Source organism: Arthrobacter sp. PAMC 25486 (assembly GCF_000785535.1).
In the GTDB taxonomy this organism is placed as follows: domain Bacteria; phylum Actinomycetota; class Actinomycetes; order Actinomycetales; family Micrococcaceae; genus Specibacter.
In genome coordinates, this window is the sequence record NZ_CP007595.1 from 1,299,611 (window position 1) to 1,314,084 (window position 14,474).

Sequence of the window (14,474 nt, forward strand, 5' to 3'; positions counted from 1 at the left end):
CAGCCGTCATAGTGAGTGCACCCGCCCCTTGAATCGCGAGATAAAGCGATTATTGGCTTCATCGCCACCAGGGGCGTTACCCGAACGCCAGAGCGGCGGATCAATCCCACGCGCTGCGAGTTCGACAATGGTGCATTGCATAAGCCAGTTAAGGGCGAACGCGTTGGTGAACGTCGACACGGCACCGACTTTTTCGGCAACATCCGGCACTTCGATCACCGCATCACCGATTGGGACCTTCGTGTCAATGTGCACGTCGACGAGGTCATGCAAGTTGGCTTTTGTCGGATGCCGGGCAGGATGGTTGGCGGAGGTACCATTCGCGTGGCGCCGCGACGAGAAGCCAATCGTCTTCGCGCCTCGTTCGCGAGCGATGAGTGCAGCGTCGATGAGTGCGGCGTTAATTCCGTAAGCATTAACGAGTATCAGCACATCATCAGACCCAATCCCAGCATTCTCTATGACGATGCGGCCATACCCCGGAGTGCGTTCCATAGCCATCGAACGCAGCGCTCCCCCGGCAAGCATGGTTCCCTCGTCCAGGATCGCTGAGACGTGCATTAGCCCACCTGCACGGAAGAACACCTCCTGACTAGCTAGATTGGAATGTCCGCCAGGCCCATAGACATGAACGAGCCGATCGTCGCCGATCTGGTCTGCCAGAATGATGGATGCTTCCAAGACACCTCCGGCTTCTTCCTCATGGATGCTCCGAAGAAGTGTGATGACCTCGGCTAGGTAAGTTGCCCCTAGAATTTCGGTTCGGTTCATCGCGGATCAGACTCCGTATCTAGGTAGATGTAGCTGTTGCCGTGCAGTCGAAGTGCAGTTCCCGGGTGTGCTCCACTGATCGGTTGGTCAAGCGTGTCCGCAACGGCTGATCGTTTGGCTTGGCCAGGAACAGAAGCGATCATGCACTCGGAATTCAGCAGACGGGGGATAGTAGCCGTGATCGCATAGGTTGGGACGTCCTCAATGCTAGGGAAGTGCCCTTCAGATACTTGTTGTTGGCGAGACACGGCGTCCAGCTCGATCATGCGTGCTGCTTGGAGATCTGAAAAATCGGCCGGTGGGTCATTAAATGCCAGGTGACCGTTGACGCCTAGACCACACAATACTAGGTCGAATGGTTCGCTACCCATTTGCAAACCATATCGTCCTGCTTCCGCATAAGGATCATTTGCCGGATCAATGCGATAAAAATTGCGCGGAGTGACACTTGCGAAAACCACACGGTTCAACCAATTCCCGAAGCCTTGTGGGGCCTCAGCGGGAAGTCCCAGGTAGTCGTCCATGTGGAAGCAGTCCACTCTCGACCAATCAATGCCGCGAGTGGATATCAAAGTAGTCAGCGTCGCTTCTTGACTCGGTGCTGCGGCAAACATTACACGCACCACCGGTTTGTTTTTGAGGGCGCTGACGATCATGTCAGCGGCATGCGCCCCAGCGGCGCTTCCAAGTGCAACCCGATCGGAGTACGTCTTGATAACAAGGGCTTGTTTGGCTGTTTCATTCATTAGAGGATTCCATCTGAGAAGGGGGAGACTTTATTCTCCAGGCGGTTGAGAAACAAGAGCGAGCGTGCAATGTGGAAAGGATCTTTCACAGGTAGGGCCACCACGCGGTCAAGCGGTTGGCCCTCTCGATCCCGGACATGGATCCATTCCTTCCCTGTGGAGTCGGGAAATGTAGAGAGCGTGTATTCAGTGATCTTGCGATTCCACATGGCAAGGTCAGCGCGGTCAAAGCGCTCAGCAAGCAGTGCTGTCGCATACATAGCTTCGACGTGCACCCACCACAATTTGGTGTCCCATGTGGATTGGACCAACGACTCGTAGCGGTCACCGCTCAACAGCCGCCCCTTTGGCTCACCACCATCTTGATCCACATAGCGAAATAGGCCACCGTTGCGCGAGTCCCAACCTATTTCAAGGGCGCGAATGGCGAGGTCGGGAATCCACCGGGGAAGCGTAATCAGATGTTCCGCGGCATCTGCTGCATGGATGGCCATCCATAAGCATTCCAAAAGGTGTCCTGGTGTCTTATGGCGTGCGAGTAAGGTATCGGCGTCGGCCTCATTATCGGGCCTGAACTCCCACCAGCGGTCTCTCGACCACATGGACAACGTTGTATCTCTCTGCGTTAGGCTGGTGAGCGCTTGGGTGAAGACCCGTACGCTGACCTCTGAACCACGCAGTCGTGACGCTTCGGAGCCGACGTGAAGTAGGGTCATCGGGCTCGCCATGTCCGTAAAACCGCTTGGAACAGGATAGGGCTCAGAAAGGGCGCTACCATCGCTGATGCGTCGCGCGGCACTTTCCAGAATTGTATCTGCAGCGTCCTCACAAAGTTGCCGTAGATCCGGCGGACAGGTTGAGAGGCGTGCTGCCCCTGCCAGCCCCAAGGCGGCGAACAGATCAGCAAAGACGCTGACTGATAGTTCACCGTCAGTTCCTGACGGTAATACTGCTCCATCTCTAGTGAGTCGAAACGCCGTATGGCCATCGTCGAGGACTGCATGACTTAGGAGAAATTGAGCGGTTTGGATGGCCCGGCGTGACCATAATTCGCTGTCGCCATCGATTAGGCCCAATGAACAGTCCTGAGCAACCTCAGCACATAGCCATGCCCAGCGGCCCTGTGACCACGTGTATTTATCCGTACTTTGCAGCTCACCGCTGTTGGAGAAGCATGTAAGAACTCCTCCAACTCTGTCGTCAGCTCCATATTGCTCCCACCAAGGGAGTATCTCGTTCTCCAGCAATTGTCGAGGGACAGCGCGCCCCGGTCGCGGAACTGCGGAATTTGATCGAAGTGCCATCATGCTCGCACACCAGTGGGTTTACCTTCGCTGGCACCTGCATCATCAGCATCTAGCGTCGAGTGGACTTCTTCCAAGTCGACATTGATAGCTTCAATGAGCGCGTCCGATTCCTCGTTCCTCCACGGTCGAATGACCCCCATCAGACAGAAAACAACGATGGAAGCCAAGATTGGTGCTGCCACTGAAACCGCAGACGCGTTGTCACCAAATGATGCGACCTGATCAGCGAGTACATACTTCATCACAGCAAAGACGATCAGTCCCGCGGCCCAGGAAAACAGGGCAGCAGATGGCCCGCATCTGCGGAAGGGGCGCAGCATTCCAAGAAGCATCGGGATGGCGATGGGCCCGACTAGCGCACCAAACCAGAGGATTAGCAGGCCCAAGACTCCACCGAAAGAGTCCGCCGAGAGGGCAATGGCCATTGAGAGACCGATAAAAAGAAAGGTTGACAGGCGCCCCACATAGAGTTCAGTTTTCGAAGTGAGCGGTGCCTTAGCTCGGCGCAAGGCAGGGATAATATCGCGCGTGATGACTGCCGAAATAGCGTTGGCATCCGAAGAAGTCATGGCCATCGTATGGGAGAACATGCCTGCCAGGACAAGACCAATGAGACCTGCAGGGAGTAGCTCTTGAGCTATCAATGCGTACGACTGATCTGGTTGCGCCAGCCCGGGGAGAATCAAAGGAGCAGCCCACATCGGGAAGAACAGTACCAGGGGCCAAATCAGGTAAAGGCCGCCGGAAAGCAAGATTGATTTTCGTGCAGATGAACCCGTGGGAGCAGCTATGAAGCGCTGGGCTAGGTTCCAAGTACCTCCATTGTATGAGACTGTGCTGATGAGGCAGTAGGCCAAGAAGAAGCCAAGTGTAAGGCTTCCTGCGAATGGTTCAGAGTGCGACGGCGGCAGCTGCTCCCAAATCCCGAAAATGGATGAGATCCCGCCCAGATTGGCCATCGTTGCAACAAGCAGTGCGATTGCAGCGACAAGCTGAATGAGGAACTGACCGAAATCAGTTAGGACGTCTGCCCACAGGCCCCCGATGGTCGAGTAAATCATCGTTACTCCACCTACGAGCAAAATACCTAGCATCAAGGACACACCAGCGAAAACGTTAAGCAAGATAGCGCTTGCGGCCCACTTTGCCGCAACGTCGAACACCTTTAATGCTGTGCCAGACCAAGCAAGAACCTGCTGGGCTGGGAGGTTGTACCTTGTCGTTAGAAATTCGAGGGGGGAAATGATCCCCAGCCGTTGCCTCAGGCGGGGCCAACGAGGCGCAAAGAAGATCGATCCGACGATGCAGGCAATAGTGATACTTATAGCCCACCAAACATAAACCGCGAATCCTATCGTGTAAGCCAGAGCCGCGTAGCCGACAAAGACGGCCGCCGAGTAACCAGACATGTGATGAGAAATACCGGCTAGCCACCAAGGCATCTTGCCGCCGGCAGTGAAGAAGTCGGCCGCGTTGTGAACTCTGCGTTTTGCCCACCAGCCGATCCCGACCATGACGAGGAAATAACCAGATAGAACAATCCAGTCAAGCGAATGCATATTTTCTCTCCTTAGTACTCTGCGAGTGATCTAGGTCATGCGGTAAGTAGATTTTCATGCAAACGTTTGCATTGCAATGGGCTTCTCCAAGTCTCAAGCAGAATCTTTAAACTGGGCGCGGCTGACGTATCCATTTCCCCGTCCCATGACTGGTGAACGGGCGGTCTCGAGAGTCGGCATGTCAAGGGCCATTAGCCTCTGCTCAGCACTATTTTGTTGAACATGGTCGACTGAGTAAAAACCTGAATCACCGCAATATTGCCGTTCCAAGGTCACTTGCAAACGCTTTGATTCCTGAATTGTGAAACGACAGCGACAGAGATGACAACAGACCAGACCCTCGCTAGATGTTCCGTCCTTCAAACAGTCTCCAGTACGCGGGAGTCTGGATGAATCCCAGTGAGTTCGGCGGAAGTCTCAGTCTGGAGAATCTCCAAATTTGCACGGCACAAAGCTTGCATATTTCCTGTGATTTGAGTGCGCGGATACCACGACCCACGTACTCCGGCCGAGAGGATCAGGGCACCGGCACCATACTCGAACCGCAACACTTTCACCTGCGCGAGCTCTACGCCAGACTGGTCTGTCCGGCCTGACTGACCGGATCAACGAGATCCAGCAACGACTGATCCGGCTGGCCGCCGCAAAGTCCGACTACCAAGCACCCCACGAAGCGTGACGCTTTCGCGAGCACTTTAGACGAGGCACGCGGGGGCGCATTGGCGGCCAGGTTCTCATGTGCACAGGCGATGGGCCGCAGTTCGATGTCCGAGGGGACCACTCGCTTGACGCCCACGAGGGGCGAGGATCGCTGCCAGACCGCCGGTGCCGATGTCGAACGCCAGCTCAGTGGACTACAGACGGTCTGGTCCATCCGTGCCAAAGACTTCCTGCGGATCGATGCGAAAGTACAGTAGTCCCGGTAGATGACGGCGTCGAGCTCCGGCACAAACTCGCCTAAAACAGCGAAATGGGCCACCAAAGACTTGATAGTTCTCTCGTCGAGGTCCCCAGTACAGCGCTCCATGCCCATGCTGCATAAGAAACCCTGCGCTTCTCAACTACCGTGCCCTGTTCCAGTGGAACCCACAATCGCCCGAGCCTCCTGGCCCGCTGTGTCTTCCCCCTGGCTGTAGCGGCAAAAGGCATTGGTGACCTCCTCGCCGTCGTGCTTGGAATTAGTGGGCACGGCCCTCTTGAGCTCAGCCCAGCAGGGCCGCCACCTGGGCAAACTCGTGGAAGTCCTGTGAGCCGTACGGCTCGACTCCTGCCAACAGCAGCTTCCGGTACATGCCGGATTGCAGGCTGCGGTCATGCCCTTGATAGAAATTGGCATTCACCCTGCCGAAGAAGTTCAGCTCCAGCTTGTCCACCAGCAGTTTTGCTGCGTCCGGGACGGGTTGCTTGTACAGCTTCTGCACGACGCCGGCACCGAGGTGCTTCATGAGGTACAGCGACAGGAAGTCCGCAGCAAGGCTGGAGCCCCAGGTGAGAATCGGCTGTGCCGGCAAGGCGTCGGCAGGAGGCGCCACTGCGTTTCCTGCGTGCGCGTTGGCCGCCAGAAGCAGCAGCTGCTTGCGGTAGGCCTTTTCCTCGCCCGGGTTCGCCACGGACTTCAGGATGTCATCGACCCGCGCCGGGTAGTGGGTGAGGGCATAGCGGGCCGTGGCCACCTCTGTCAGGCCCAACACCGGGTTGAAAATGGGCATCTCCGTAACGGCATCCATGGTGGAGCCAACGGGTTGCGTCTGCCCGCCGAAACGAAAGTATTTGGGCCGGGCCTCCGTCACGGTGCCAAAGGACAAGGTGGCCAGCCCGAGGGAATCCCGCAGCAGCACGTTCGCCGCGGCCATGAAGCTCCAGGAATTTCGGTTCAGGCCAATGTCCACCAGGTTGGTGCCCACCACGTGCGAATCAAAGGCACTGAACATGGCCCGCTCACGGGCGAACCGACCGCCGAAGTCCAAGGAAAGCAGCGCCGTTCCCGCCGGCAGCAGGTCCCGGGCCATAAGCGAGTCGAATCCACCGGAAAACGCCAGCCCCACCCGTGACGAGGCCGGGTGCCGGACGGCCGTCGCCACCTTGGCTGAGCGCACCTCGCAGCGGCAGTGCGCCGCCACTGCCTCCAGCGTCCGGGCAGAGACGGGGAAGCCAAAGTTGATTCCCGCGTTGCCTCGTCCCAGCAGCAGCCCAACAGTGGAGGCGATGGAATCGAAACTGGGCATCCCGGCGTCGTGCATGTCAAAGAACAGGTGCTTCACGCCGTGGGCGGTGACGATGTCCAGGCTCAGCCGGCCGTCGTCGGAGAAGCCCGGTTCACCAACAGAAACCACAGGGGATGCCGCGCTCATTTATGCCGAAACCTGGTCTCGGGCCGCGACCCAGTCCCCGTGGATGCTGCGGACAGCCCGCAGCGCTGCCGCACCGTTGCCAACAGGCGACTTGTAGGCAATGTCGCGTTGGCTCAGCGGGCTGCCCTCATCCACGAGCCCCCAAATCTGGGAGCCGGAACCCACATAATCCGAGTACTTCGACGGCAGGAACGGGTTGATGGGCAGCTCGCCGCCGCGCTCAACGTCATTGACGACCAACACGTCGAAGCGGGTGGAGACGTTCAGGAACTCCAGGTACGGCAGGTACCGCTGGAACAGCACGTTGCCGGCCAGACCCAGCGACTTTACCTTGGCACCAAAATCCTTGGGCCGGTCCGTGAAAACATGCAGCCGCACCTGCCGGCGGACATCCATGGGGGCGTTGACCAGCGCCGTCAGGACATCGTCGAGGCCGCGGTTGTCATAGAAGGCACCGAAGTAGCCGATGTTCACCACATGCGGCGAGAGCTGGTAGTCCGACGGGAGCACGGTGTAGCTGCGCTGGGGCGGTACGGGGTGAAACCGGACCGTGGCCTTGTCCAGGACGCGGCGGCGCAGTTTCTTGTTGGCGATCCGCGCCACCATGTAGTCGCGCTGGTTGTGGTTGGTGAAGGTGATCTCGTCAGCGAGGACATACGTGAGGAATTCACACCATTCAAAGAGGTTGTCCGTTTTTAGGACAGGGAATCCTGCGGCACGGACGCCGCGGGCGTACTCCTCAAACAGCGCGTCCCTTGTGAGGCTGCCCTTGCGCGGGCGGCCCTTCGCATCCGCGCTGACGGGGTCCGAGAACTCCGCTGTCCACACTACCTGCGGGTGGCTGAGCTTGAACCTGGCGGCCAGGAAGTGAGAACCGGGCCACAGCACGCGGCTGTACAGGGTGCGGTAGCCGCCCACACGTGCGTCCTGGCGGTTGGCCACCGCGGTTCCCTTGGTGACGAATTCGGAGATGTGCTCCCAACCGGCAAACGACGGGGGCGCATCGATGGTGACAGAGTTTTCTACGTAGCGTCCGGCGATCGTGGTGAGGCTGGAATCCTTGCGGCGCACGCCGGCCATGTTGTTGGAGATGACGTCCACGATGTTGCCGCGTTCCACGATGGCCTTGGCTGCAACGACGGCGCTGGTGTCCGAGAACGGGGCGAAACAGTAGCTGACCACCAGGTCCCGGGCCTTGCCCTTGTTGATTTGCTGCCAGGGGAAATCCCGGACTGCCGAGGACTCAACGGCTGCGTGGATGGCGTCCAGCTGGTGCGGATGGGCGTCTAGGTACCGGCCGATGAAGCCTGCCTGCGAGCGCATGAGCCCTAGCAGGAGCTGGTCATTGGCGGACAGGTCCCAGGATCGGCCCTTCTCCAGCTCAACCATGACGTCCAGGCGCTGGGTCACGGCGAAGTCGAAGGTAAGGTCTTGGCGGGAAATGGACTCATCCCGCAGGACCCGGAAGTAGGCGCCGGCTGTTTCTGTGGTTCCGAGGTGGGCCTTGAACTCTTGGGAGACGGCCACTGCTGCCATGAAGGCGATGTCTTCGCCGCTGCGGAGTCCGCTGGAGTAGCGGATCTGGGACAGGGCTGCCGTGGGGATGAGCTTGCAGGCGTTGAAGCCGAGCAGCGGGGGCACCGTGGTGAGCGTGAATTCTTTGCCGGCCTTGGCGGTGATGTGCAGGTTCAGGGGGTTCTGCTCCACCCTGGTGCCGTCGGCTTCCACGTTGATGATGGGGCTGACTCCGATGGTGTCCGGCCCTGCCACAGCCAGCATGCGTTCCAGGAATTCGGGGCCGACGTAGTCGTCGTCGTCCACGAAGGTGGTGAAGGCGTGCGCAGCCAGTGCGATGCCGAGGTTGCGGGCGGCCCCTGCACTGGGGGTGGCCTGGTAGATGATGCGCAGCGCGTGGTTGGCGTGCCGTGCCTGCCATTTTTTCAGGACTTCCAGGGAACCGTCCTGCTCACCGTTGACCACGACGATGACCTCGAAGAGGTGTGGTGGCAGTGTCTGGGCCGCCAGGGAGTCCAGGCAGGCGGGCAGGCGGTTCGCGCCCTGGTAGGACGGGACAATAACGGACACCCCGGGCAGGTACTCCCCCAGCTCAGTCGGGATCCCGCTGCCGGCAAGGCTTTCCTTCAGTCTGGCCATCTCCTCATGCCTGGCATCGTTGTCCATCAGCATGCGGGCACCAAAATCAGCATCTGTTTGTTGGGGCGTGTGGCTCTTCATTGCGGTGTCCTTCATGGTGTCTACGGGGCCTTCGTGGCGGCGGCAAAGCGGCTGCGGCTGCGTCGCTTGCGTGCCCACAGGCGCAGCGTCAGCTTCCCCATCTGTGAGGCGGCCAGGGAAGTGTACTTGCGCTCCAGTGCGTCGTACTTGCGCTTGAGCACGATGAGCTGCGTTTCCGCATCGCCGTCGTGTAGCCCGGTGCAGGACGGTGCCGCGTCAATGAGTGGTTCAATGGTTTGCAGCGTGTGCAGCAGCTTTTGCTGCAATAGCCGTTCGGTGTCCGGTGCGGTTGCCTGCCCGGTTGCCGTTTGTCCGGTGCGGTGCAGGCTTCCGGCCTGCACTCCGCGATGAAAGCTGAGCGTGTCCAGCATCCCGCCGGTGGTGAGCCCGGTGGTGACAACCGTTCCCGGCGCTGCATGGTTGGTGCTCTCAACACGCACCCCAAACGGCAGCTCCAGCCGCGACAGGATTTCCAGTGTTTCCATCAGGTCCATGCCAAGGTGCCAGTGGATCCTGCCGGTGCCGTCGAGTGCATTGATCTGCAGGAGTTCGCGTGCCAGTTCCAGGCCGGCGGCGAAGACCACCACAGAGGTGTAGCTGGCCTCGGCCATGCTCGGTGCCTCATCCATGGACTTAATGATCTGGGCATCTCCCGCCACCAGGTGGAGTTCCTGGCGGGTCAATTCACCCGGGGCAATGCACAGCACGGCTTCATGGATGCGGGCATTGTTTAGGGTTTCTGCCCCGTCCCAAACTTCCAGGGTGCGCTCCCGCTGTTGAATGCTCATGCCTGGAAGATGCCCTTCGTGTCGATGAGCACTTTCCCGGCCAGGCTTTCCTGAGGGATGTCTCTGACCTCTTGGTGGTCCACCAGCACCACCAGGAGCTGCGAACGGGTGACTGCCTCTGTGGTGTCCAGAAGCCGCACATGGCCCATGCCGGCAAAGTCCTTCGGCAGCAACGCGATGTTGGGCTCCACAATGTTGATGCGCCGGCTGTCCAGCTTGCGGGAGAGTTCCACGGCAATGTTCAGGGCCGGCGACTGGCGGAGGTCGTCGATGTTGGCCTTGAAGGCCAGTCCCAGCAACGCAATTTCTGCGTCCCCGGGCAAGGCCTCCAACTCGGCGAGGACCTTTTCCACTACCCAGCGCGGCTTGGCGTCGTTGACCTCCCGGGCTGTTCGGATCAGTCTGGCTTCCTCCGGGGCCCCGGCCACGATGAACCACGGGTCCACGGCAATGCAGTGCCCGCCCACTCCGGGGCCCGGTTGCAGGATGTTCACCCTGGGGTGGTGGTTGGCCAGGTCAATGAGTTCCCAGACGTTGATGCCGAACTTCTCCGCAATGACCGAGAGCTCGTTGGCAAAGGCAATGTTGACGTCCCGGAAGGAGTTTTCCACCAGCTTGGCCAGCTCCGCCGTCGCGGCGTCGGTGACGAGCAGTTGACCCTCGCAGAAGACCTGGTACAGGTCCCGGGCCAGTTCGGCGGCTTCCGTGGTCAATCCGCCGATGATCCGGTCATTGCTGACCATTTCCTCCATGATTTTTCCCGGCAGGACACGTTCCGGGCAGTGAGCCACATGGATGACCGGTTTCCCTTCGTCCCGGCGCAGCGCCAGGTCGGGGCGCAGTTCCACCAGGTATTCACCCATGTGGGCGGAGGTGCCGGGAGGGGAGGTTGATTCGAGGATGACCAGCTCCCCGCCAACCAGCTGAGGGGCAATGGTTTCAGCGGCGGCACGGATGAACCGCTCATCCACCGAACGGTCTGCAAGGAACGGGGTGGGAACTGCGACGATGTAGGCGCCGGCGGAGGGAGTCAGCGTGCCGGCTGTGAGGTACCCGTCCCTGACGGCTTCCTGCACAAATGCGCCCAGGCCGGGCTCCACAAAGGGGACCTCCCCGGCGTTGACGGCCGTGACCGTGCTTTCGTTGGTATCCACCCCGCTGACCCGAAGCCCCTTGCTGGCGAGGATGGCCGCCGTGGGCAGCCCAATGTAGCCCAGGCCAATGACGGCCACATGCTCGATGGTGTTCATCTGTCAATGCTCCTAAAGGGAAACTTCGTGTTTGTGTGTGGCCAGGGACGCGTCGTGTCCACCGGCAGATGCGGCCGCGAGTTGGGCCGCGCCGCCCTGGACCATGCGCAGGTAGTTGAACCTGTCCGCGGAGTAGATACTCCCTCCGCCCTGGTGGAGGTGTGCAAGGAACCCTGATTCGGCTTCCTGCTCGAGGTCCGCAAACGGCTGGCTGCGGAAGACGCCCGCACCGGCCGTCAAGGTTGCAGCCTGGACGGCGGTGGTCCAGTGGTGTTCGTTTTGGCGGGCCTTCAGATAAGCCTTCCCGGTGTCCAGACGCAGGGAATAGTAGGCCTGCTTGCCAACCACATCTGCCTCGGAATACTCCAGCGCATGCAGTTGGTCGCTGAGATAGTTGGGTCCGTAGTGGTCGACGGGGTTCATGATGGCCAGCACTTCCCCGGATGCTGCCTCGATCCCCCGGTTCAGGCAGGCCCCGCGGGTCTCCGCCGAGTCCGCGTAGCTCCAGGCCGCCGCTGGGATGTCATGTTCTTCCTGCAGCTCCAGCACCACGGTGCCAGCCATCTCGAATCCGCGCACCACCAGAACCAGTTCCGTGTCCACATCAACCTGGCTGCCGATGGTTTGGAAGATGCGTTCCACCTCGCGTTCGTTCTCCACCACCACGACGGCGGTCACGCGGGGCCGCTTCGTCCCGCGCCCCAGGTGTGGGGCAGCTGCGGAAAGGACGGTCTCGCAGCGGTGCCGGTACGTGTGCTGCTGCCAGATACGGCGCTGGGCCAAATGGAGGCCGCGTTCGGCGGCGAAGGGGTCCCGCACCAGGGTTGCGACGGCCTCCGCGGTCTCCTGTTCCGTGGCGCAGATGTGGATCTCCCCCGGGCCAAACAATTCCGTCAGTGCCTTGCTCGGCGTGGAGATGACGTTGGTGCCGCTGGCCAGGATTTCAAAGACCCTCCTTGCACACATGCTGGAGGATTCCGTCACCGTATTCACGTTGAGCATGGCCTTGTAGGCCTTGTAGGCGGTGAGCATCTGCGGGTAATCCAGGCTGCCCACCACGTGCTGGGCCAGGCCGGCCGGGAACTGGTACTTCGCGGCCCCGCCGAGCTGGCGGGAGAAGATCTCCAGGCCGTGCTCCATGGTGTTGGACAGCCGCGCGGCTGTTCCCAACAGCAGGTCCATCTGCCCACGCCGTGAATCGTATTTCTCGCTGAAGTACATGCCGCCAAAGGCAATGTCGCGTTCGTGCCAGCCGGCTGCGGGCCGGATGGGGTTGTGCAGCCGCGGCTGGGCGGCAAAGGGCAGCAGGCCCACGCGGTCATGGCCCAGGTCCCGCTGGTAGTTGGGGATGCGGTCCGCATCCGTGGTGAAGACCTGGTCAAAGAGCTGCGCTGCGGCCAGGAAGTCGCCGTAGTGGACGGGGTCTTCCTTGTTCCAAAAAACCGTGGGGATGCCATTTTCGCGGAAGTGGGCAACAATGTCCGCAAGGTCCGAATTTTGGTGAGAGGCGCCGTCGAGCTTCCCTGACCATTGCTTCTTGAAGCCGGACCAGGCAGATTCAACAAACAAGATGTTGAAGTCCTGTGACTGGACCTGCTCGCGCCACGATTTCCGGGACAGTTGGGTGCAGTCCCATTCACTGCCAAGGGCCAGCGCGGAAAAGTCGTCCAGGATGACGGCGGCGCGGACCTCCGGGTTCCGTGGAGCGAGCCCGGGGCCGTTTTGGGTGGGAGCAAATTGCAGGCGGCACTGCTGCCCCGTCCCAACCCACGTGCCGGTTGCCCCGAAGCCCGGTTCGGCGATGGCAGCTTCCTTGGGTGTGGTCTTGGACTGCGCCCACGACCTCACCTGGGGAAGCCCTCCCTTGCGCAGGTGCCACAGCGCGGTGCGGACGGTGGTGGCCACATCCTCGCGGGTGCCTGCCGCGACGGCGGCATTCCCGGCGGCTGGGAGATTTACCATCTGGCGCCCTTCATTCGAATATTCATCAGGTGGACGGCGGTTGCCGTTCATCGCTGAAAACCAGTTAGTCAGGCAATTGTTAACGGCACATGAACCCCCGGAAACGCACCGGGGCCATTGAAAAGAACTTAGGTGAACACTGGTGCCGGCCACTTGATTTTGCGCGTTCACGCGTTGTTTACCCCGTACCGTGAAGGTTGAGCCATTGCACTGGTGCGCCCATCGACAGGGCCCCTGCGCAGTTTTGAGACTGGAGCCGACGAGCTCCCTGCACACCACTAAGGGGAACCATGACCGTTGTTATGCCGATTTACGGCACCCGTCCGGAAGCCATCAAGATGGCCCCGATCGTCGCGGCCCTGAAGGCAGACCCCTCCTTTGAGTGCGTGGTCACCGTCACCGGCCAGCACCGAGAAATGCTTGACCAGGTCAACGAGCTCTTCGGCATCACCCCCGACCATGACCTGAACATCCACCAGCCCGGCCAATCCCTCTCCGGCATCCTGACCCGCACCATCAACGGCCTCGACTCGCTATTCGCGGCTGTCCGCCCCGATGTGGTCATCGTCCAAGGCGACACGACCACCTCCACCGCCGGGGCCATCGCCGCGTTCTACGCCGGCATTCCCGTGGTCCACGCCGAAGCCGGCCTGCGCTCCCACAACCTGTTCTCACCTTTCCCCGAAGAAGCGAACCGCAAGATCACCACGCAGATCGCCTCCCTGCATCTGGCCCCCACGAGCACGTCCAAGGCCAACCTCCTGGCCGAGGGCGTCAACGCCGCGGACATCGCTGTCACCGGCAACACCGTCATCGACGCGCTCCTGACCACGGTCAACAAGAACATTCCGTTCACGGATCCTTTGTTGGAAGAACTTGCGGTCACCGGCCAACGCATCCTCCTGGTCACCACGCACCGCCGCGAAAACCAGGGCGACACCATGCGCGGGGTCGGCCAAGCCCTCGCCACGCTGGCCGACGCCCATCCCGACGTGGTGATTGTCCTGCCCGCACACAAGAACCCCCTTGTCCGCGAGGCGGTCCTGCCCGCCCTCGTCGGAAAACTGAACGTCCTGATCACCGAACCGTTGCCTTACGGTGAGTTCACCCGGCTCATCTCGCTCGCCACCGTGGTTCTCACCGACTCCGGCGGCGTCCAGGAGGAAGCCCCCTCCCTCGGCAAGCCCGTCCTCGTGATGCGTTCCAACACAGAGCGGCCCGAGGCCGTCACCGCCGGCACCGTCAAGCTCATCGGCACCGACCCGGCCACCATCGTCGAGTCGGTTACTTCCCTTCTCACTGATCCGTCCGCCTACAATGCGATGGCCAACGCCACGAACCCCTACGGCGACGGTCTCGCCGCCGGCCGCACCGTTGCCGCCATCCATCACCTTCTGGGTAGCGGCGCCCGTGCCGAAGACTTCGCCGGATAGACGCGGCGGGTTGGGCATGTTCGGCGCGTTGGGCGCACAGCAGTCAGGTAGCCGCAGTCACTCCCCACAACC

Annotated in this window: 11 protein-coding genes; 1 reads left to right on the forward strand and 10 read right to left on the reverse strand. The window is 60.7% G+C overall.

All coding sequences use genetic code 11. The features are described 5' to 3' along the window. Positions 1 to 6 precede the first annotated feature (6 nt). The 10 genes from art_RS05955 to art_RS06000 form a co-directional block, all read right to left on the reverse strand. The gene (locus art_RS05955; RefSeq protein ID WP_052136052.1) at positions 7 to 771 is read right to left on the reverse strand and encodes a sugar isomerase domain-containing protein; all 765 of its coding nucleotides are present in this window, start codon (positions 769 to 771) and stop codon (positions 7 to 9) included. Further along, the gene (locus tag art_RS05960) at positions 768 to 1,517 is read right to left on the reverse strand and encodes a 6-phosphogluconolactonase (protein WP_038463158.1); all 750 of its coding nucleotides are present in this window, start codon (positions 1,515 to 1,517) and stop codon (positions 768 to 770) included. The genes art_RS05955 and art_RS05960 overlap by 4 nt, the downstream gene beginning before the upstream one ends. Then, the gene (locus art_RS21540) at positions 1,517 to 2,824 is read right to left on the reverse strand and encodes an AGE family epimerase/isomerase (protein WP_082000130.1); all 1,308 of its coding nucleotides are present in this window, start codon (positions 2,822 to 2,824) and stop codon (positions 1,517 to 1,519) included. The genes art_RS05960 and art_RS21540 overlap by 1 nt, the downstream gene beginning before the upstream one ends. Next, positions 2,821 to 4,383, reverse strand: a complete 1,563-nt coding sequence (locus tag art_RS05970) for a sodium:solute symporter family protein (RefSeq protein WP_038463160.1) — start codon at positions 4,381 to 4,383, stop codon at positions 2,821 to 2,823. Before art_RS05970 ends, art_RS21540 begins: the two co-directional genes overlap by 4 nt. Positions 4,384 to 4,951: 568 nt before the next feature. Beyond that, positions 4,952 to 5,410, reverse strand: a complete 459-nt coding sequence (locus tag art_RS05975) for a hypothetical protein (protein WP_162182037.1) — start codon at positions 5,408 to 5,410, stop codon at positions 4,952 to 4,954. 175 nt (positions 5,411 to 5,585) lie between these two features. Next, complete coding sequence (locus tag art_RS05980; protein ID WP_157875171.1) at positions 5,586 to 6,734, reverse strand: hypothetical protein; 1,149 nt, start codon at positions 6,732 to 6,734, stop codon at positions 5,586 to 5,588. Further along, entirely contained in the window at positions 6,735 to 8,969 is a 2,235-nt protein-coding gene (locus tag art_RS20890) for a glycosyltransferase (protein WP_052136055.1), read from the reverse strand. 20 nt (positions 8,970 to 8,989) lie between these two features. Continuing rightward, positions 8,990 to 9,757, reverse strand: coding sequence for a hypothetical protein (locus art_RS05990; RefSeq protein ID WP_038463167.1), 768 nt, complete (start codon positions 9,755 to 9,757; stop codon positions 8,990 to 8,992). Continuing rightward, a complete protein-coding gene (gene wecC, locus art_RS05995) occupies positions 9,754 to 11,007 on the reverse strand; it encodes a UDP-N-acetyl-D-mannosamine dehydrogenase (protein ID WP_038463169.1) in 1,254 nt (417 codons plus the stop codon). Before wecC ends, art_RS05990 begins: the two co-directional genes overlap by 4 nt. A gap of 12 nt (positions 11,008 to 11,019) precedes the next feature. Further along, positions 11,020 to 12,969, reverse strand: a complete 1,950-nt coding sequence (locus art_RS06000) for a glycosyltransferase (protein WP_052136056.1) — start codon at positions 12,967 to 12,969, stop codon at positions 11,020 to 11,022. A 290-nt stretch (positions 12,970 to 13,259) separates the two neighbouring features. On the opposite strand from art_RS06000, the gene wecB reads away from it, so the two are divergent. Then, positions 13,260 to 14,402 (forward strand): non-hydrolyzing UDP-N-acetylglucosamine 2-epimerase, encoded by a 1,143-nt coding sequence (wecB, locus tag art_RS06005; protein ID WP_038463171.1) that lies wholly within the window; start codon positions 13,260 to 13,262, stop codon positions 14,400 to 14,402. Positions 14,403 to 14,474: the final 72 nt, after the last annotated feature.

Bases quoted from the DNA above. Each gene is read 5' to 3' on its own strand.
- art_RS05990 (WP_038463167.1), bottom strand. From the start codon at position 9,757: ATGAGCATTCAACAGCGGGAGCGCACCCTGGAAGTTTGGGACGGGGCA.
- wecC (WP_038463169.1), bottom strand. From the start codon at position 11,007: ATGAACACCATCGAGCATGTGGCCGTCATTGGCCTGGGCTACATTGGG.
- art_RS05980 (WP_157875171.1), bottom strand. From the start codon at position 6,734: ATGAGCGCGGCATCCCCTGTGGTTTCTGTTGGTGAACCGGGCTTCTCC.
- art_RS05970 (WP_038463160.1), bottom strand. From the start codon at position 4,383: ATGCATTCGCTTGACTGGATTGTTCTATCTGGTTATTTCCTCGTCATG.
- wecB (WP_038463171.1), top strand. From the start codon at position 13,260: ATGACCGTTGTTATGCCGATTTACGGCACCCGTCCGGAAGCCATCAAG.
- art_RS21540 (WP_082000130.1), bottom strand. From the start codon at position 2,824: ATGATGGCACTTCGATCAAATTCCGCAGTTCCGCGACCGGGGCGCGCT.
- art_RS20890 (WP_052136055.1), bottom strand. From the start codon at position 8,969: ATGAAGAGCCACACGCCCCAACAAACAGATGCTGATTTTGGTGCCCGC.
- art_RS06000 (WP_052136056.1), bottom strand. From the start codon at position 12,969: ATGGTAAATCTCCCAGCCGCCGGGAATGCCGCCGTCGCGGCAGGCACC.
- art_RS05960 (WP_038463158.1), bottom strand. From the start codon at position 1,517: ATGAATGAAACAGCCAAACAAGCCCTTGTTATCAAGACGTACTCCGAT.
- art_RS05955 (WP_052136052.1), bottom strand. From the start codon at position 771: ATGAACCGAACCGAAATTCTAGGGGCAACTTACCTAGCCGAGGTCATC.
- art_RS05975 (WP_162182037.1), bottom strand. From the start codon at position 5,410: ATGGAGCGCTGTACTGGGGACCTCGACGAGAGAACTATCAAGTCTTTG.